This window comes from Hymenobacter segetis (genome assembly GCF_054776495.1).
This window is the reverse complement of record NZ_BAAHBV010000002.1, coordinates 1,261,951-1,279,730: the sequence shown is the minus strand read 5'-3', so window position 1 is coordinate 1,279,730 and position 17,780 is coordinate 1,261,951. Positions and strand designations below refer to the sequence as shown.

The following is a 17,780-nucleotide window of genomic DNA, read 5'->3' as shown; positions in this document are numbered from 1 at the left end:
CCGGGGGCAGTGGTTTACTCCACTACCAAGCGCCGCACTTGCCCGCCACCGCACACCAGGTACAGGCCAGCCGATAGCTTTTCGGGCAGCACAAGGCGGGCCGTGCCATCTGCTTCCGAAGTAATGGCAAGCAGAACACGGCCCAATGGGTCAAGGACTTGGACAGGAGCGTGTGGCGCCAGCCCACTGAGCATAGAGCTGCCGTGGGAGGGGTTGGGCCAGAGCGATACACCGGTGCTGGAATACCCCCGGGCCGTTGCCAGGGCTGTGCTGCCGTTGAGCATGATGCTTACCGAGCGCCCCGGGCTGTTATTGGTCACCAAATCGAGGTCGCCATCCCCATCCGCATCACCGGCGAATACCTGGTCGGCAAAGTTGCCCACCGCAATGTCCTGACTGCCGCTAAACAGGCCGCTGCCGTTATTAATCCGCACGCTCAGTGTGCTGCTGCCAAGGCCGTTGGTGGTGGCCAGGTCGAGGTCGCCATCGCCATCTACATCAATTGCTGCCACGCTGACAGGGTGCGGGCCAACGCTTACTTCCTGCGTGCCGCTGAAGTTACCATTGCCATCGTTTAAGCGCACGCTAACGGTATTCAGCGACAGATTGGGGGCCAATAAATCGAGGTCGCCATCGCCGTCTACATCGCCTGCGGTGATGTGGTAAGCCGTTCCCGTTGCCACTTGCTGCGTGCCGGTGAAGTTGCCGCTGCCGTCGTTCAGACGTATAATAACGGTGTTCGCTGCGCCGGTAGCCAATACATCGAGGTCACCATCGCCGTCTACATCGCCGAGCAGGATGCTGTGGGCACTGCCCGCCTCCACTTCCCGCGTGCCGCTGAAAGTGCCCGTGCCGTCGTTCAGGCGCACCGCAATGTTGGTGGGGCCACCCGGGCGAGTAAAAAGCAGGTCGAGGTCGCCATCGCCGTCCACATCGCCCAGGGCCGCATCGTTGGCAGCACTGCTTGATGATACGAGCGGGATTTGCCGGCTGTCGCTGAAGACTCCGGCCCCATCATTCAGGTGCACACTGATACGGTACGGGCTGGAATTGACCATGTCGAGGTCGCCATCGCCATCCACGTCGCCAAGCAGCAAGGACGTGCCCGTTAGCACGGCTACTTCTGTGTTGCCCGCAAAATGGCCACGGCCGTCGTTCAGGCGCACACTCACGGTGGTACTCTGAGTAGCCACCAGTAGGTCGAGGTCGCCGTCGCCGTCTACGTCGCCCATGGCTCCACCATTGGCGAAGCCGCCTACCGTTGGGGCAGAGCCGAGACTAAAAATGCCGGTACCGGTGCCGCCCGCCACTGTAAACTGGCCAACCCGCGCTCGCCCGAGGGCCCCGCCCAGGCCGGCTGCTGCGGTCGTAACCGTGTATTGAACTGTTTCGCCGGGCATAAACGGATAGGCCGTGGGCGCAAAATTGAGCGTGCTGCCACTTACTGTAGCCGGCGCGGCCGCAGTGCGCCGCCCGCCCCGCTGGTTGCTGAACACCTGCAGTGCCCCCGCCGAAGCGGCCGTGAGCGGCTGGCTGAAGCTAACCGTGACCGGCCCGGTGCGTGTAGCCGCCAGGGCGTTAGCCATCGGAGTGGCGGTGGTAATGACAGGTGCCTGAGCCAGTGCGGCCCCTGCCGGGGCCAGTAGCAAGCCCGAGCGCAGGGCCAAACGAAAACGAACGGAAGAGTAGAAAAAATGCATAGCCGAGAATGATTAGTGGAAAGGAAAAGCAGGCTGGCTGGCCCGGCCAAAGATAGGTGGTTTCCCCAAGCGATATGGCTTTTTGGTGATAATATATATCGCTGACAGTCAGGGACATGTTTTTTTGAAAAAGCTATTGCCCCGTTCTGTGCTAAGTTTAAAAAAATGAACCCCTCATCATTGCCTTATGCCTTTCAAACTGCCTTCTTCGCGCCACCACTCGCCCCTGGCAGCCCTCGCCCACCTGCCCGCCATGCGGCAGTTTCTGGCCGAAATCGGCATCCCAACCCAGGAAGTCGAGCTCACTACTGACACCTTTCTGCCCGGCATCCTCATCGAAAATGGCGGCCTGCTGATTGACCCGGCCAAGCTGCTCTACCCTGGCGACATCCTCCACGAGGCGGGCCATCTGGCCGTGACGCCCGCCGCCGAGCGCATCCAGCTGGCCGGCAACGTGATGGCTGGCAAGCCCGACCAGCACGGCACCGATGGCGAGGAAATCGTGGCCATGCTGTGGTCGTACGCTGCGGCGCAGGCCATTGGAGTGCCGCCCGAAGTCGTGTTTCACCCTGCCGGCTACCGCAACTCCAGCAAATGGATGCTAAATAATTTCAGCCAAGGCATCTACCTCGGCCTGCCCTTGCTGGTCTGGATGGAGATGACGACAACCGAAGGCTTCCCCCAAATGACCCGCTGGCTGCGCGAATAGCGCCGCTCGCTACACCTGCTGCATGGGCCACAGCTCCACGCTTACGGGGCTGCCGGCGTGCACCACGGGCTTGCCGGACGGCGTGGGCAGGCCGTGGCCCTCAATTAGGTTCGATTCCAGATGCAGCACCTGGGCGGTGCTGAGCGGCCACGGCGCGTGGGCCACCCGGCCTCGGTAAAGCTTGGTTTGGGCCTTGTTGCTGGTGTAGAGCGCGTACCGCTCAGTGAGGAAAAATGCCAGCGAGCCCGGCTCTGAAGGTGGCAGCGGCGCGCCAATTTTCCAGGTGGCGCGGAAGCTGGCAGGCGGGGCCCCGCCGTGGGTGCGGGTGGCCGTGAACTGCCGCAAATCGGCGCTGGGCCGCTCCAGGCGCATGTCGGCACGCAAATAAGGCAGCCGGAAAAACGTGCGCGCCACCCACACGGCCAGCGCGTTGGTGGCATCGAGGGAGAAAAACCACACGCCCGGCACGCCGTCCAGATGCACGTAGGTGCGCACGTTCAGCTCCAAGAAGGCATTGGTGCCCGGCATTTCCGGCGTGAGGCGGGTGCGCACCTTGCTCATCTGAAACGGCACGACGGCCAGCCACGCCATGCCATCGTGAGTGTCGATTTTGAGGCGGGGCGGCAGATGCGGCTGTAGCAATTCGGCCGGCACTGCCCAGTGCAGAAACAGCAGCTCGCTCCACTGCTGGCGCAACAGGGGCTGGCCCATGGGCCGCTCGCGCAGGGCCAGCCGGTCCGAGAGGGTAGGAGCGAGGGGAGTAGGAACGGGGCTGGTGGGCAGCGGGAAATCGGGCATGAATAGCGGCAGCGGTTGGCAGGGATAACAACGAACCCCGGCAAGTGGCGGCCGCGGCTGGCCCTAATACGTGGGAAAAGCCGGGTCGACTCGTTCGGCCCAGGCGTCCACGCCGCCGCGCAGGTTGATGACGTTGGTGCGACCCAGGCGCTGGCGCAGGTAGCTCAGGGCGTGGGCCGAGCGCACCCCGTGGTGACAAATGACCACCACCGGCCCCTCGGTGCGGATTTCGGCGGCGCGGCGCGGCAGCTCGTCCAGGGGCAGCAGGAGGCTGCCGGGCAGGTGACAATACTCGAATTCCATTTCCTCGCGCACGTCGATGAGCTGAATATCGTCGCCGGCTTGCAGGCGGCGGTGCAGGTCTTCGGGGCTGATTTCTAGGGAGAAGCTGGACATGGAGCGGGGTTGAGGCCACAAAAATAGGCTCGCCGCGTTCTACCTTGCGGCTTCATACCAGGCCGTGCCCGCGTGTTTGCTTCTTTGTTGCTCGATATTCCGACCTCGTTTGTGCAGTATTGGCACGCTACCACCGTGCTGGAGCTGGTGGCCGTGGTCACGGGATTTGCCTGCGTGTGGCTGGCCGCGCGCGAGTCCATCTGGAACTTCCCGGTGGCCATCATCAGCTGCCTGCTCTACGTTTTCGTCTACTACCGGGCGCGGCTTTATTCCGACTGCTACCTCCAGGTCCTGTTCATTGCCCTGAGCATTTACGGCTGGTACGAGTGGCTGTATGGCGGGCGCAACGATACCGAATTGGGCGTGACGCACGCCACCCGCCGCGAATGGCTGGCCGGCGCGGCCTTCGCCCTGGCCTTCACGCTGGGCTTCGGCTACTATCTGCATTATAATACCGATGCCTCGCTGCCGCACCTCGACAGCTTCACCACCGCCGGCAGCATCGTGGCCCAATACCTGCTCACTCGCAAGCGCCTCGAAAACTGGCTTATCTGGATACTGGTCGACCTGATTTACGTGCCTGTGCTCTGGTACAAAGACCTTTACCCCACCAGCTTGCTCTACGCACTCTACTTGGGCCTGGCTGCCTACGGCTACTGGCAGTGGCGGCGCGAGATGGCCCGGCCCGTTTCCGCACTACCGGAACCGGCCAGCGTTTGAGCGGTTTTATAATGCCATCAAGTTGACTTGTTGCGCCGGGAGGCACCCGCATTATCCCCCAGATGATGACTTCCGGCTCTTGCTTACCCCTCGTTTCGTTTCTTCACTGCGTCCGTCCCCACCCCTTTTAAGTTGCTCCGCGTTTCCCTCACCGGCCCCGAGTCCACGGGCAAATCGACGCTGGCCGCCCAGCTGGCGGCGCACTACGGCACCTCGTTCGCCCCCGAGTTTGCCCGCGAATACCTCGCCCAGTCCGGCCCGCACTACACCCCCGAAGACCTGGAGGAAATAGCCCGCGGCCAGCTCGCGGCCGAAATCGCCGCCGCCGCCCGCGCCAGTAACGGCCTGTTTTTCTGCGACAGCGACCTGCTGGTGATAAAAATCTGGGCCGAGCATTCCTTCGGCTCCTGCCCCGAATGGATTCTGCGCACCATCGACCAGCAGCAGTACGACTTGGCCCTGCTCATGGGCATCGACCTGCCCTGGGAGCCCGACCCGCTGCGCGAACACCCGCACCTGCGCCAGCATTTCTACGACCTCTACCGCCGCGAGCTAAGCGAGCGGATGGCCAACTTTGCCGAAATTTCCGGCTCCGATGACCGCCGTTTTGCCCAGGCCCGCTTTCTGGTCGATGAGCTGCTGCGCACGGCTGTCCAGCCCACTACTTCCGTTTTAGAAGAACCCCGCATGGCCTACCACCCCACCCACTACACCCTCAACACGCTGGCCTGCCAGGCCACCTTTGCCGCCCACGGGGCCGAGCTTACCAGTCTGCGCACTACCGCCGACGACCTCGAATACATCTGGCCCGCCGACCCGGCAGTATGGGCCCGGCACGCGCCCGTGCTGTTCCCGCTGGTGGGCCGCCTGCCCGAGGATGCGTACTCCTACGAGGGCCGCGCCTACAAGCTGCCGCAGCACGGCTTCGCCCGCGACCAGGAGTTTGCCGTGGTGCGCCAAACTGCCACCGAGCTGGTGTTCCGGCTGCAGCACGACGAAACTACCCGCGCCGTCTTCCCTTTCGCCTTCGAACTCACCATCACCTACACTCTGCGCGACACCGAGCTCACCGTGCGCTGGGACGTGCGCAACCCCGCCGCCGATGCGCCGCTGCTCTTCAGCATCGGGGCGCACCCGGCCGTGCGCTGCCCCCTAATGCCCGATGAAAAATTCGAGGACTACTACTTCGAGTTCGACCACCCCGTGACCCTGGAGCGCCACCTGCTGCAGGGCGGCCTGCTCACGGGCCAGACGGCCCCCGTCCTCACCGAACAACAGGAATTGCCCTTGAGCTACGACCTGTTTGCCGATGACGCCCTGGTGTTCAAGCACTACGATTTCAGCGGCCTCACACTGCGCTCGCGCAAGTCGGCTCACTTCGTGCGCTTCCAGTTCGACGGCTTTCCCTACCTCGGCCTCTGGACCAAAGGTCCGGGGGCCAGTTTCGTGTGCGTCGAGCCCTGGCACGGCATCGCCAGCGCGGCCGGCAAGCCCGGCGACCTCAGCGAGAAAGAAGGCATCCTGACCCTGGAGCCCGGCCAGGTTTTCACCGCCGCCTACACCATTACCGTCGGCTGATTCGGTTTCAATTAGTAGCCAATGCCTGCCCCTTTTGACATTCGCTCCATCCGGCCCGAGGATACTTACGCCCTGCGCCATCAGGTGCTGTGGCCCGATAAGCCGCTGGATTATGTCAAAATCGAGGATGACGACGTGGGAAACCACTTCGGCGCTTTCCGTCACGATGAGCTGGTGGCGGTAATCTCCTTATTCGTAGAAAACCGGACGGCCCGTTTCCGCAAGTTTGCCACCCGGCCCAACTGCCAAGGGCAAGGCATAGGCAGCGCCTTGCTTCGGCACGTTTTCAGCGAGGCCCGGCGGCTGGGCGCTACCTGCATCTGGTGCGATGCCCGGCAGGACAGCGCCGGTTTTTACGCCCGGTTCGGCCTGCGGCCCGAGGGCGAAACGTTCTACAAAGGGCCTATTGCTTATGTGCGTATGGCCGTGGCGCTATGAGCAAAGGATAAACAAAGAGGAGCTAAAAGGCTAAATCCGCGTTTGACGGGGCTTTGGCCTTTCAACTCCTCTGTTCTTAAATCAACTGCCTAAATCTCCACCCGGCGGCGGTTGTAGTCGGGCTCCCAGTCGTTGATGGGGCGCGAGATGCCGGGGGGCAGGTCGAGGTCGGGCAGGCCGGGGTCGTGGGGTTCGCCACCATCGTCGTCGCCATCGCTGGGCGGGGGCGGGGGCACTACGCGGCGGCGGCGCGGCAGCACCAGGACGAACAGGAAAAAGGCGCAAAGAGCAACGGCGTAGACTAGGCTTAACATGGCGAAAGCGGCTAAAACGGTGCGGAACCTATAACATAGGCTCCCGGCCCTGCGTTCCGCCGGCCGACGTGCCTAAATTAACTGACAGTCAGCAAACCGCCACTGACCTAACCACCGAATAATAAAAAAAGATATGGGCCAGCGCGGCGGGCTATATCTTTGCGGCATGTTTAGGGGTGCTGATGTTGTGCACGACATCGGCTGAGATGATACCCATCGAACCTGAACCGGGTAATGCCGGCGAAGGGAATAAACAATCCACGGACGATTCCGCGGCCGCTCCGACCCCTGGGGCGACGGCGCGTTCCACTTTTTATACCACCCTTTTTTGAAAACTGTACTCCTTGCGGGGGCGGCGCTGTGTGCGCTGGCCGCCGCGCCGGCGTGGGCGCAAGTCCCCGTGTCCGGCACCGTGCCCAATGATACGACCATTGCCCGCCGCATCCTCACGCCCGGGGCAATCGTGACGGCCACCCGCGCCACCGACAAAACCGGCACCACCTACCAGAATGTGAGCCGTGAGCAGCTGCAAGCGCGTAATTTCGGCCAGGACATTCCCTACCTGCTCGACCAGACGCCGAGCGTGGTCACGACCTCCGACGCGGGCACCGGCGTGGGCTACACCGGCATCCGCATTCGCGGTACGGACGGCACCCGCATCAACGTGACGCTGAACGGCGTACCGGTGAACGAAGCCGAAAGCCACGGCGTGTTCTTCGTCGATTTGCCGGATTTGGCCTCGTCTACCCAGAGCATTCAGGTGCAGCGCGGGGCCGGGCCCAGCACCAACGGCGCAGGCGCTTTCGGGGCCAGCCTGAACGTGGAAACCCTCGGCCTGCGGCCCAAAGCCTACGCGGAGGTGAACAACTCGGCGGGCTCGTTTGGTACCTGGAAAAGCACGATTATGGCTGGTACGGGGCTGATAAACGGCCATTTTACGGTTGATGCCCGCGCCTCGCGGGTGCAGAGCGAGGGATATATTGACCGGGGCTGGTCGCGGCTGAAAAGCCTGTATCTGGCCGGCACGTATTCCGATGAGAAGACCCTGCTGCGCGCCCTCGTCCTCACCGGCTACGAAACCACTTACCAAAGCTGGTACGGCCTAGCCGATTCGCTGCTGCACAAAAACCGCCGCTACAACGAAGCCGGCACCGACGCCGGCCAGCACCCGTCGGCCTATAAAAACCAGACCGACAACTACCAGCAGGACTACTACCAATTCCTCATCTCGCGCCAGCTCACCAGTACGCTCAACCTGAGCGTGACGCCCTTCTGGACGCGCGGCGGCGGCTACTACGAGGAGTATAAGGCCAACCAGGGCTTCGCCAAGTACGGCATCAGCGGGCCTGTTTTTCAGCCCAATGCCAGTGGCAGCCTCGATACGCTCACGAGCACCGACGTTATCCGCCGTCGCTGGCTGAAAACTGATTTGTACGGCGCAACCTATGCCTTGCAGCTCCGGCCCACCGCCGGTCGCGTGACCGAGGCCACGCTGGGCGGGGCTTTCGTGGGCTACCGGGGCCAGCATTTTGATGAGCTCACCTGGGCCCAGCGCGGCACATTTATCCCCGAAACCGGCACCCGCTACTACGACGAGCCCAACGCCCACAAGACGGATTTCAACGTCTACGCCCGCGCCAACGTGAGCCTGACCGATGCGCTAGGCATCTTCGGCGACCTGCAGTACCGCACCGTGCGCTACGAGCTGTTTGCGCCCGATGGCCGCCCCGACGGTGCCAAGAGCCAGCAAGTCATCAACTTCAATTTCCTGAATCCGAAGGCCGGCCTCACCTACCAGCTCACGGGCAGCACGCAGGCCTACGCCTCGTTTGCCGTGGCGCAGCGCGAGCCCACCCGCACCGACTACACCGACACGCCCGCCGAGCGCCGCCCCACCGCCGAAACCCTCTTCAACTACGAAGCTGGCCTGCGTCGCACCGCCGGCAAGGTGCAGGCCAGCCTGAACGGCTACTACATGCGCTACCGCAACCAGCTCGTGCTTTCGGGCCACCTCGACGACGTGGGCAACCCTATCCACACCAACGTGGCCGACTCGTACCGCGCCGGGGTGGAGGGCCAGATTGCCTGGCAGCCGGTGTCCAAACTCACGCTCACGGCCACGGCCACGGCCAGCCGCAATAAAATCGACAACTACACCGATTACCTGGCCGACTATGACAAGGGCGGCGAAAAGGCCACGTATTTCAAGCAGACCAACATCGCCTTTTCGCCCGACCTCACCGCTGCCTACACCGCCGAGGTAGAGCCCGTGGCCGGCCTGAAGCTGGCGGCGCTGGCCCGCTACGCCGGCCGCCAGTACCTCGACAACACCAGCACCGAGAGCCGCAGCATCGCACCCTACTACGTGCAGGATGTGCGCCTGCGCTACCTCTGGCACCCAACGGCCTTCGCTGGCCTGCGCGAAGTAGAAATGGCGGTGCTGGTCAACAACGTTTTCGCCACCGAGTACGTGAACAACGGCTACACCTACGGCTACGTGTACGGCGGTCAGACGCAGTATTTCAACTACGTTTACCCGCAGGCCAAAACCAATTTCCTGGCCTCGCTGAATCTACGTTTCTAGACCACGGATTCGCTCGGATTTTTCGGATTAATCGGATTTTGTGGACGACTCAGAAGCCACATTCCCAAACAAAAAGGCCGCTCATTGAGCGGCCTTTTTTGTTGATGCTGTCCGGGTTTGCCGCTACACAGCGCTGTCCACAAAATCCGATTAATCCGAAAAATCCGAGCGAATCCGTGGTCAGATGATGAGCCGCACCCCGCCCAATTCCGAAATCTGGTACGGAAACCGGTCCCCCGGCGAGCCGATGAACATGAAGTTTTTGGGGATATTCCACCGCTTTGAGAGCTCCTCAATCAGGTCCGGGCCGAAGTGGCCTTCCATGGTCACGAAGTCTACTTCAATCTGCTCGTAGGCGCGGTCCAGCACTTTGATATCGTTCAGCAGCTCCTCGGGGAATTTCTCGCCGGGTTTGAGCAAGGTCACGATTTTCAGGCGGTTGGTAAACTCATTCTCCACCACGTAGGTCATCACCTTGTTGAGGTTGGCCACGTTGTCGCCTTTGGTGAAAAACACGAATTCCTGTCGGGCCAGCTCGCGCAGGTGGCGCTGGATTTTAAGGCGGGCCAGGCGCGCCACCCGTGGCAGGTGCTGCACCAGCCACTCGGCCGCCAGTAGCAGCAGCCGCAGAATGGCCATGCGATTGAGCATGATGGACACCACCGCCATGGCCGGCAGGAAGTATTCGAGGAACACAATCAGGTATTCGGGGTGAATCTTGACGTTGCCGAACAGGGCCAGCAGTACACCCACCAGCGCCAGCGTGACGGTGAGAATGCCCGCGTACACCGGCCGCGGCAGATTAGGCCGTTTGCCCTTCAGCAGGAAATTGCCGAGGGCGAAGAAGGCCATCACCGACAGAAACGAAATGGTGTACACGCCCGCCAGCGGCCCCAGTTGCCCGTTGGTGATGAGCAGCACCGAAATGCACAGCAGAAAAAAAGCGCTTAGGATGAGGTAATTGCTGCCCCGGCTGTTTTCCTTGAGGAAAAACTGCGGCAGAATCCGGTCCAGGGTCATGCGCTTCATCAGGCCGCTCACGCCCACGAAGGATGTGAGCACGGCCCCGCTCAGCACGGCCACGGCATCGACCGAAATGGCCGTGCCCAGCCAGCTGCCCCCCGTGACGGTGCCCAGGTACGAGAGCAGCGTTTCGGTGTGCTGGCCCACCGCCACCAGCGGCAGCACGGCCACGGCCAGAAACGCAATGAGCGGGTTGAACACCGTGACCACCACCCACATGTTGCGCAATGTTTTCTGAAACACACCCTGGGCCTGCTCCTCCACGAAGTTGGCCGAGCTTTCGAACCCCGAAATGCCCAGCATGGCCGCGCTAAACCCAAAAAACAGCGCATTCAGGATGCTGCCGCCCTTCACGGGCAGCGCAAAGTTGAGAGACAAATTGTGCAGGCCGTGGGTAGCTAGGTACCACCCCGCCACGCCCACCAGCAGCGTGAGCGAGGCCAGGTGCGTGATGAAAATGATGACCGCCACAATCGCCGATTCGGACATGCCCAGAATGGTGAGGGCCAGAAACAGCCCCAGCAGCCCCATGGTGGCCCCGATGATGGGCAGCCCGTGCCACAGCGTGTGCAGGTAGTGCATGGCCTCGTTGGCCGAGAGCACGGCCGTGGCCATGTACGACAGGATGGTGAGCGAGGCGGCCAGCGCGGCGTTGCGCTTGCTTGTGGTGTTCAGCAGCACGTTGTAGGCCCCGCCGTTCAGGGGCAGGGCACCCACTACTTCGCCGTAGATTTTGCGGAATAGGAACAGCACCGCGCCCACTATCAGCAGGGCCAGCCAGGCGTATTGCCCGGCGTAGGAAATGGCCAGCGCCGACACGTACAGGCACGACGAGGAAATGTCGTTGCCGCAAATGGCGGTAGCTTCCAGCTCGCTGAGCTTGGGCGGGTGGTGGGTGGGTATCGGGTTGGGCATAGCGCGGCGGGCAGAAAGACGGGCAGTTGGCTTTAAACGAAGTTGGCGAACGGGAAGCCGTGCGGCAGCCCGGCAAAGGTGGCGAAATGTAAGGCGCCCGTTCCGGCCTCGCCCGTCGCGCCAACTCCCGGCGGCTCCGGCCCGCCTGTTATCTTTACCCGCACATTCCCACCCCTCACCCCAATCCCCGCCCCATGTCATCCGAAGCCGACGTTCTCTCCCCCCAGTCGAAAGCCCACACTGCCCAGAAAGGCAGCACCAACGCCAACGGCTTCACCGATTATTTTGACCTCGACGGCCTGCTGACCGAGGAGCACCTGCTCATCCGCCAGTCCATCCGCGACTTCGTAAAAAAGGAAATCAGCCCCAGCATCGAGAAATGGGCGCAGGACGCGCACTTCCCGAGCGAAATCGTGAAGAAGTTTGGCGACGTAGGCGCGTTCGGTCCCACCATCCCGCAGGAGTACGGCGGCGGCGGCCTCGACTACATCAGCTACGGCCTCATCATGCAGGAAATTGAGCGCGGCGATTCCGGCATGCGCTCCACGGCCTCGGTGCAGGGCTCGCTGGTGATGTTCCCGATTTACGCCTACGGCTCCGAGGAGCAGCGCAAAAAATACCTGCCCAAGCTGGCCTCCGGCGAGTGGCTGGGCTGCTTCGGCCTCACCGAGCCCGACCACGGCTCTAACCCCGGCGGCATGACCACCAACATCAAGGACATGGGCGACCATTACCTGCTGAACGGGGCCAAGCTCTGGATTTCGAACTCGCCCGAGTGCCAGGTGGCCGTTGTCTGGGCCAAAAACGAGCAGGGCCGCATCAAAGGCGTCATCGTGGAGCGCGGCATGGAAGGCTTCAGCACCCCCGAAATTCACAACAAGTGGAGCCTGCGCGCCTCCTGCACCGGCGAGCTGGTGTTTGAGGACGTGAAAATCCCCAAAGAGAACATCCTGCCCAACGTCGACGGCCTCAAAGGCCCGCTCTCCTGCCTCGATTCGGCCCGCTTCGGCATTGCCTGGGGGGCCATCGGCGCGGCCATTGATTGCTACGAGTCGGCCCTGAAATACTCCCTGCAGCGCGAGCAGTTCGGCCAGCCCATCGGCGGCTTCCAGCTCCAGCAGAAGAAGCTGGCCGAGATGATTACCGAAATCACCAAAGCCCAGCTCATGGCCTGGCGCTTAGGCGTGCTCAAAAACGAAGGCAAAGCCACCAGCGCCCAAATCTCCATGGCCAAGCGCAACAGCGTCGACATGGCCCTGCACGTAGCCCGCGAAGCCCGTCAAATCCACGGCGGCATGGGCATTACCGGCGAGTACCCTATCATGCGCCACATGATGAACCTCGAATCGGTGATTACCTACGAAGGCACGCACGACATTCACCTGCTCATCACGGGCGCGGATATCACCGGCATCCAGGCCTTCAAGTAAGCCCCTGTAGCACATGCTTTAGCTTGTGCCCCGCAACAACGAAAAACGGCCGCTCCAGCAATGGAACGGCCGTTTTTGTTAGCAAAAGAAGCCCTTACCGCCGCTCCATCATGTACACGGTTTCGGTGGTGGCCCCGACGCCTACGGTGCTTTGGGCCACGCTCACTAGCCGCCAGCCTTTGGCGGCCAGGGCATTTACCTGGAGCAGTTCGGCGTGGTGCAGGGCCACGGCCACGTCGGTACTGGTGCGGTCGGTGCCGACTCTTACATTGGTCAGGCGCTGCACCTGCTGCTTGCCATCGGGCTGAATGGTAATGATTTCGGGTACGTAGGATTCATTGCCCGGGCGGCCGCTGCCCACCACCATCAGGTAGCCGGTGGTGGCGGGGGCCGCATTGGGGTAAAACGCCCAGGAGCCGGCCACGGCCAGTGACAACGAAGTCAGGAGAAGGAATTTCTTCATAAAAAGGGAGCTGAAATGAATGCCCCCGCAACTTACGCAGCGTCAGGATTCCGCTCGCTACTCCACCACCAGGCGGCGCACCTGCCCGCCGCTGCGCACCAGGTACACGCCGGCCGGCAGTCCGGCGGGCAGGGCCAGCCGGGCCGTGCCGGCGGCATCGGCGGTGGCGGTGAGCAGCACCCGGCCCAGGGCATCGAGCACGGTGAGGGGGGCATTGGGCACCGCCCCGGTGAGGGTGGTCGGGCCGTGCCCGGCAGGGGCGGGGTTGGGGGACAGGGCCAGGGCCGGGGCGGCGGGGCGGCCGGCGGCGGCGGCCAGGGCGGTGCCGCCGTTCAGGCGCACGGTCACGGTGTTGGACGAGCCATTGGTCGCCATCGCGTCCACGTCGCCGTCGCCGTCCACATCGCCGACGGCGAGGCCGCTGGGCAGCGCGCCCATGTCGGAGTTGGCGTTGGTGGCGGGGGGCGTGAAGAGGCCCTGGCCGTTGTTGAGGCGGACACACAGCAGGCCGTACTGATACGGGAAGCCAGCATTTTGCCGGGTGGCCAGCAAGTCGAGGTCGCCGTCGCTGTCCACATCGCTCAGCGCGATGGCAGTCGTAACGCTGCCGACTCCCACTGCTAGTTGGTTCGGATTGGTGGGCGGGCTGGTGAAATTGCCCAGGCCGTCGTTCATCCGGATGCTGATGGTGTAGTCCGACATAGCCAGCAAATCCAAGTCCCCGTCGCCGTCGATATCGCCCAGGGCTACGTGGATGGGGAGGGAGGCTACGCTTGGATTCGGATTGGAGCCGGCCGCCGTGAACGTGCCGTTCCCGTTATTGAAACGGACACTGACGGTGGCGTTGTTGCCGTTGGCCGTGATAACGTCCAGGTCGCCATCGCCATCGATATCGCCGACGGTTAGCCCGTAGGGCATGTCGCCCACGGCAATGTCCGGCGTGGTGGCGGAGGCGGCAAAGACCGCGGCCCCGTTGTTGAGGCGGATGCTCACCAAGTTGTTGCCGGTGGTGGTACACAGCAGGTCGAGGTCGCCATCGCCGTCCACATCGCATAAGGCGGCGGTGGCCGCCATCGTGCCCACCGCTATTTCCGGGCCGGTGCCGGGCGCGGTGAACGTGCCGGAGCCATCGTTCAGCCGCACGCTGACGGTGCCGCCCTCGCGGTTGACGGCCGCAAAATCGAGGTCGCCGTCGCCATCCATATCGCCCAGCACGAGGCTGCTGACATTGCCCACCACATTGCCCACCGCCACCAACGAACTTCGGGTAAAGGCGCCGCTGCCATCGTTCCGAAGCACGGCTATCGCATTGTAGTAATTCGTGGTAATCAAATCGAGGTCCCCATCGCCATCCACATCCCCAATGGCAATGCTTTTGGGACTGCCGACGTTGGTGTTAGGAGGGGTGGCCGGGAGCACAAAGTCCCCGCGGCCCGCGCCGCCCGTGGCCGTGGTGAACTGCCCCACCCGGCCTTGCGCCAGCACCCCGCCGGTGCCGGCCGCCGCCGTGGTCGCGGTGTACTGCACCGTCTCGCCGGGCATAAACGGATAAGCCGAAGGTGCAAAGCTGAGCGCACTCCCGCTCGCCACGGCCGGCGTGGTGCCGCGCGAGCGCAGCCCGCCGCGCTGGGCCGAGAAGACCTTGAGCGCCCCCGCCGAGGCGGCCGTGAGCGGCTGATTGAACGTGACCGTGACCGGGCTGTTGCGGGCCGCCGCCCGGGCATTGGCCATCGGAATAACGGAGCTGATGACGGGGGCCTGGGCCAGGGCGGCCCCGAGGGGGGCCAGGAGCAGGGCGGCGGGCAGCGCCCAGAGGGCGCGGGAGTAGGAATGGGGCATGGGAGGTTGGAAAAGAAGGGGGGAAAAGAGTTAAGGATTTAACGATTTCACGCAGTGTTTCGCAGGGTTAAAACCCCAGTGTCCCGCAGTGCTGTTCTGGGACAACACTGCGGAACACTGCGGTTTTAACCCTGCGAAACACTGCGTGAAAGCAGAAAAGGGCGGCGCTACCCGCGCACGCGCCAGCCGCCGGCGGCCAGCTCGCTGGTTTGCAGCACCAGCAGGTAGGGCTCGGTGGCGGCCGTGCCGAGGGTTGAATAGTCGCTCAGGGCCACTTTCTTGCCGTTTTTCACCAGCACGCCCTGGCCGGGGCGGGGGCGGCTGGTGGGCGTGGCGCCGAGGTAAAACACCACGTCGTGGCCGCGCCCGCCGGTGTTGTAGAGGTTGGGGGTGGGCACGCTCTCGTCCAGGATATTGAACACCAGTTGGGGCTCGTTGTAGGGCGTGAGGCCCTTGGCCCGGAACTGGTGGGTGGCCGGGGTTTTGGGCAGGCGGCGCAGGGCCTCGTACTGCGTCACGAGGCCGGCATAGGCAAAGCGCTGGGCGTTCACCAGCTTGTCCAGGCGCAGCAGGGTGGCGTCGATGCCGGCAAAAAGCGGGGGCAGGCCGTCGGTGACGGCCTTGGTGCCGGCTTGCAGCAGCACGGCCTGGCCGTCGGTATCGGCCAGGGCTTTCAGGTCCTTGGCGAGGATGTCCAGTACCTCGGGCTGGTAGCCGGCATCGGCCAGGTCTTCGGCCTGGATGGTGCCCACGGCCTCGGCAATTTTTTGGGCGTAGGCCAGGAAGGCCGTATCGGGGCTGTAGAGGTAGCTGCCCACGGTTTTGGCCAGGGCGGCGGCCAGCACATCGTCGGAGGTGAGCACCAGCACGAGGCCGCGCAGCACTTCGGCCTTTTCGGCGGCTTCCTTCTTCACTTCGGTGCGGGTGCGCGTCACGCCCGTGGTGGGGGCCAGCTGCAGGGCGGCTTGGGCATCGAGGCCGGCCACGGCCGTGGTCACCTCGCCTACCAGCGTATTTATCAGCTTTATTTTTAGCAGCGGCGTGCCCGCGTGCCCGTACCAGGCCAGCACGTTGCCATACATCTTGCGATGATTTTTTTGTTCTTGATTCATGAAAAAAGTGGGGTGGAAGGAAAGGCCGCTGAAAACCAGCGGGTATTGCCGCTTGAAATATAAGAGAAGAAAACAATACCGGATTGCATCGGGCACCCGCCTAGCCCTGCCGAATCGGTACTTGGTGCCACCAAGCAGCTGCTTGGGGCCATCGAATGACCATTTGGCCCCATCGAGCAGCTACTTGGGTCCCCCGAGGAATCATTTGGCCCCCCCGAGCGGCCACTTGGGGTGCCCGAGCAGCCATTTGGGTATCCCGAGCAGCCATTTGGGTATCCCGAGCAGCCATTTGGGTATCCCGAGCAGCCATTTGGGGTGCCCGAGCAGCCATTTGGGGTGCCCGAGCGGCCATTTGGGTACCCCAAGTCACTACATGTCGCTGGAAACGGCCTTTTTCGGCCGCCGCTTACTCGGCCAGCAGCGCGGCCAGGCGTGAGATTTCGGCTTTGGCTTCGGCCACTTCCTCGTCGTCGGGGTGGTTCACTTCCACCACTTCCACGAAGCCGCCCATCATGGCCAGCATCACTTCGCGGGCGTGGTGGGCCATCGCGGCCATTTCCTCCGGGGTTTCCTCGTCGTCGGCCGCCGCGTCGCGCATCACGTCTTCGAGGCTGCCGGTGGCCAGCACGTCGGTCACGGTGCTCAGAGCGCACACCTGCGCCGCCTGGTAGAGGCGCAGCAGCTCGGAGCGGCTCAGGCTGAAGGGCTCCTCGGCGCTGGAGGCGGCCAGGCGGGCGGCCAGGCGCTCCAGGGCCTTGCGGCGCAGGCGGCGCACGCCGCCCAGGGCGCGGCCAAAAGGCGTTTCGGCCAGCTCGGCCAGGATGTAGGGCAGGCGCAGGGCGGTGCCCAGCGTCACGCGCTGGCCTTCGTTGAAGGTGACGTGCACGGCGGGCTCCTCCGCGTCCTCGGCCTCGTCGGCAGCATCCATCGACTCGGCTTGGATTTCCTCGGGCGAGTGGCCAGGCGGGTAAAACGGCCGCAGCGTGTCATCGAGGCGGGCAAAGATGCTTTCGGTTTGCAGCCGGCGCAGGCGCAGCTCCTCGGCCAGGTCGGCATCGCCGGCGGCCAGGTATTGGGCAATGTTTTCGAGCAATGACTCGCCAAAGGTGAGCATGTACTCGCGCGGCCCGGTAAAATCTGCTTCGGCGGCCTTGTTGCGGCCCAGGTAGGCCTGCAGGGGCTCGTTGATAGCGCTTTCGTACACCAGCCGGCCCACCACCACAAAGTCGAACAGCTGGAGGGTGTGGGCGGCCATCACGCGGGCCAGGCTGGGGTTGTCGGTCACGCCGGTTATCACTTTCAGCGTGTCGAGGTCGTAGCCCAGCAGCTCTTTCAGGGCCAGGGGCACGGGGTCTTCGTCGTGGCCCAGCAGCATGTAGTTGGCCACGCTGCCCAGCAGCAGCAGCGGCTGCATGGTTTGGTATAGCTCGGGCGGGAGCAGGGCAATCTGGCGCTGCAATTCGGCTTCGAACTGCGCGGCCTGCGCGGCATCGTCGTTTTCTTCTTCGGAATTGGTGTCCGGGTCGTCGTCCTCAAAATCGGCCATGGGAAGGAGGGCTAGGCTGCCACGCACGATGGCCGCGGTAAATTGGGAAAGAAAACCTGAAAACGCATCCGGCCCGGCCATGCCGGCGCGGCAAAACCGCTAGCCGTGCCGTAGTTTTACCCTTTGGGACGCCGCGTTAGGCGCGCAAAACCCTCATCACAAGCTTTCCCCCGCCGGGCCTGATGGCCCGGTCATCCCGCGCCATCAGGCCCGGC

General features: G+C 63.4%; 15 protein-coding genes and 1 riboswitch. Of the genes, 6 read left to right on the top strand and 9 right to left on the bottom strand.

The genetic code is table 11. From position 1 onward, the window contains the following. Positions 1-14: 14 nt before the first annotated feature. Positions 15-1,700 carry an Ig-like domain-containing domain gene (locus ACYU70_RS15820; RefSeq protein WP_342295231.1) on the bottom strand — a complete coding sequence of 562 codons (1,686 nt, stop codon included), beginning with the start codon at positions 1,698-1,700 and terminating at the stop codon, positions 15-17. Positions 1,701-1,887: 187 nt separating this feature from the next. On the opposite strand from ACYU70_RS15820, the gene ACYU70_RS15815 reads away from it, so the two are divergent. After that, complete coding sequence (locus ACYU70_RS15815; protein WP_342295232.1) at positions 1,888-2,409, top strand: hypothetical protein; 522 nt, start codon at positions 1,888-1,890, stop codon at positions 2,407-2,409. 9 nt (positions 2,410-2,418) lie between these two features. On the opposite strand, the gene ACYU70_RS15810 is transcribed toward ACYU70_RS15815, so the two are convergent. Both ACYU70_RS15810 and ACYU70_RS15805 read right to left on the bottom strand, forming a co-directional pair. Beyond that, positions 2,419-3,207, bottom strand: coding sequence for a YqjF family protein (locus ACYU70_RS15810; protein ID WP_342295233.1), 789 nt, complete (start codon positions 3,205-3,207; stop codon positions 2,419-2,421). A gap of 63 nt (positions 3,208-3,270) precedes the next feature. Further along, positions 3,271-3,603, bottom strand: a complete 333-nt coding sequence (locus ACYU70_RS15805) for a rhodanese-like domain-containing protein (protein WP_342295234.1) — start codon at positions 3,601-3,603, stop codon at positions 3,271-3,273. 72 nt (positions 3,604-3,675) lie between these two features. Here ACYU70_RS15805 and pnuC point away from each other — a divergent pair, with 72 nt between their 5' ends. The 3 genes from pnuC (at position 3,676) to ACYU70_RS15790 (ending at position 6,339) form a co-directional block, all read left to right on the top strand. Further along, the gene (gene pnuC / locus ACYU70_RS15800) at positions 3,676-4,323 is read left to right on the top strand and encodes a nicotinamide riboside transporter PnuC (RefSeq protein ID WP_342295235.1); all 648 of its coding nucleotides are present in this window, start codon (positions 3,676-3,678) and stop codon (positions 4,321-4,323) included. Positions 4,324-4,455: 132 nt separating this feature from the next. Next, positions 4,456-5,901, top strand: coding sequence for an aldose epimerase family protein (locus ACYU70_RS15795; RefSeq protein WP_342295236.1), 1,446 nt, complete (start codon positions 4,456-4,458; stop codon positions 5,899-5,901). Between the two features lie 21 nt (positions 5,902-5,922). Further along, positions 5,923-6,339 (top strand): GNAT family N-acetyltransferase, encoded by a 417-nt coding sequence (locus ACYU70_RS15790; protein WP_342295237.1) that lies wholly within the window; start codon positions 5,923-5,925, stop codon positions 6,337-6,339. An 89-nt stretch (positions 6,340-6,428) separates the two neighbouring features. On the opposite strand, the gene ACYU70_RS15785 is transcribed toward ACYU70_RS15790, so the two are convergent. After that, on the bottom strand, positions 6,429-6,653 hold the full coding sequence (locus tag ACYU70_RS15785) for a hypothetical protein (RefSeq protein ID WP_342295238.1): 225 nt from the start codon (positions 6,651-6,653) through the stop codon (positions 6,429-6,431). A 162-nt stretch (positions 6,654-6,815) separates the two neighbouring features. Continuing rightward, a riboswitch (TPP riboswitch) is annotated at positions 6,816-6,919 on the top strand. A gap of 62 nt (positions 6,920-6,981) precedes the next feature. On the opposite strand from ACYU70_RS15785, the gene ACYU70_RS15780 reads away from it, so the two are divergent. Further along, positions 6,982-9,237 carry a TonB-dependent receptor gene (locus ACYU70_RS15780; RefSeq protein ID WP_342295239.1) on the top strand — a complete coding sequence of 752 codons (2,256 nt, stop codon included), beginning with the start codon at positions 6,982-6,984 and terminating at the stop codon, positions 9,235-9,237. Between the two features lie 180 nt (positions 9,238-9,417). Here ACYU70_RS15780 and ACYU70_RS15775 read toward each other — a convergent pair whose 3' ends face one another. Further along, positions 9,418-11,175 carry an APC family permease gene (locus ACYU70_RS15775; protein WP_342295240.1) on the bottom strand — a complete coding sequence of 586 codons (1,758 nt, stop codon included), beginning with the start codon at positions 11,173-11,175 and terminating at the stop codon, positions 9,418-9,420. Between the two features lie 194 nt (positions 11,176-11,369). Between ACYU70_RS15775 and ACYU70_RS15770 the strand changes: the two genes are divergently transcribed. Further along, a complete protein-coding gene (locus ACYU70_RS15770; protein WP_342295241.1) occupies positions 11,370-12,605 on the top strand; it encodes an acyl-CoA dehydrogenase family protein in 1,236 nt (411 codons plus the stop codon). A gap of 94 nt (positions 12,606-12,699) precedes the next feature. Here ACYU70_RS15770 and ACYU70_RS15765 read toward each other — a convergent pair whose 3' ends face one another. The 4 genes from ACYU70_RS15765 to ACYU70_RS15750 all read right to left on the bottom strand — a co-directional run bounded on the left by ACYU70_RS15765 (position 12,700) and on the right by ACYU70_RS15750 (position 17,565). Further along, on the bottom strand, positions 12,700-13,068 hold the full coding sequence (locus ACYU70_RS15765) for a DUF4177 domain-containing protein (RefSeq protein WP_342295242.1): 369 nt from the start codon (positions 13,066-13,068) through the stop codon (positions 12,700-12,702). 57 nt (positions 13,069-13,125) lie between these two features. Continuing rightward, complete coding sequence (locus ACYU70_RS15760; protein ID WP_342295243.1) at positions 13,126-14,907, bottom strand: FG-GAP-like repeat-containing protein; 1,782 nt, start codon at positions 14,905-14,907, stop codon at positions 13,126-13,128. A 167-nt stretch (positions 14,908-15,074) separates the two neighbouring features. Beyond that, entirely contained in the window at positions 15,075-16,019 is a 945-nt protein-coding gene (locus ACYU70_RS15755) for a hypothetical protein (RefSeq protein ID WP_342295244.1), read from the bottom strand. A 406-nt stretch (positions 16,020-16,425) separates the two neighbouring features. After that, positions 16,426-17,565, bottom strand: a complete 1,140-nt coding sequence (locus ACYU70_RS15750; RefSeq protein ID WP_342295245.1) for a hypothetical protein — start codon at positions 17,563-17,565, stop codon at positions 16,426-16,428. Positions 17,566-17,780 lie beyond the last annotated feature (215 nt).

Coding starts and splice junctions, on each gene's coding strand:
- ACYU70_RS15820 (WP_342295231.1), bottom strand. CDS start 1,700: ATGCATTTTTTCTACTCTTCCGTTCGTTTTCGTTTGGCCCTGCGCTCG.
- ACYU70_RS15815 (WP_342295232.1), top strand. CDS start 1,888: ATGCCTTTCAAACTGCCTTCTTCGCGCCACCACTCGCCCCTGGCAGCC.
- ACYU70_RS15810 (WP_342295233.1), bottom strand. CDS start 3,207: ATGCCCGATTTCCCGCTGCCCACCAGCCCCGTTCCTACTCCCCTCGCT.
- ACYU70_RS15805 (WP_342295234.1), bottom strand. CDS start 3,603: ATGTCCAGCTTCTCCCTAGAAATCAGCCCCGAAGACCTGCACCGCCGC.
- ACYU70_RS15790 (WP_342295237.1), top strand. CDS start 5,923: ATGCCTGCCCCTTTTGACATTCGCTCCATCCGGCCCGAGGATACTTAC.
- ACYU70_RS15785 (WP_342295238.1), bottom strand. CDS start 6,653: ATGTTAAGCCTAGTCTACGCCGTTGCTCTTTGCGCCTTTTTCCTGTTC.
- ACYU70_RS15775 (WP_342295240.1), bottom strand. CDS start 11,175: ATGCCCAACCCGATACCCACCCACCACCCGCCCAAGCTCAGCGAGCTG.
- ACYU70_RS15770 (WP_342295241.1), top strand. CDS start 11,370: ATGTCATCCGAAGCCGACGTTCTCTCCCCCCAGTCGAAAGCCCACACT.
- ACYU70_RS15765 (WP_342295242.1), bottom strand. CDS start 13,068: ATGAAGAAATTCCTTCTCCTGACTTCGTTGTCACTGGCCGTGGCCGGC.
- ACYU70_RS15760 (WP_342295243.1), bottom strand. CDS start 14,907: ATGCCCCATTCCTACTCCCGCGCCCTCTGGGCGCTGCCCGCCGCCCTG.
- ACYU70_RS15755 (WP_342295244.1), bottom strand. CDS start 16,019: ATGAATCAAGAACAAAAAAATCATCGCAAGATGTATGGCAACGTGCTG.
- ACYU70_RS15750 (WP_342295245.1), bottom strand. CDS start 17,565: ATGGCCGATTTTGAGGACGACGACCCGGACACCAATTCCGAAGAAGAA.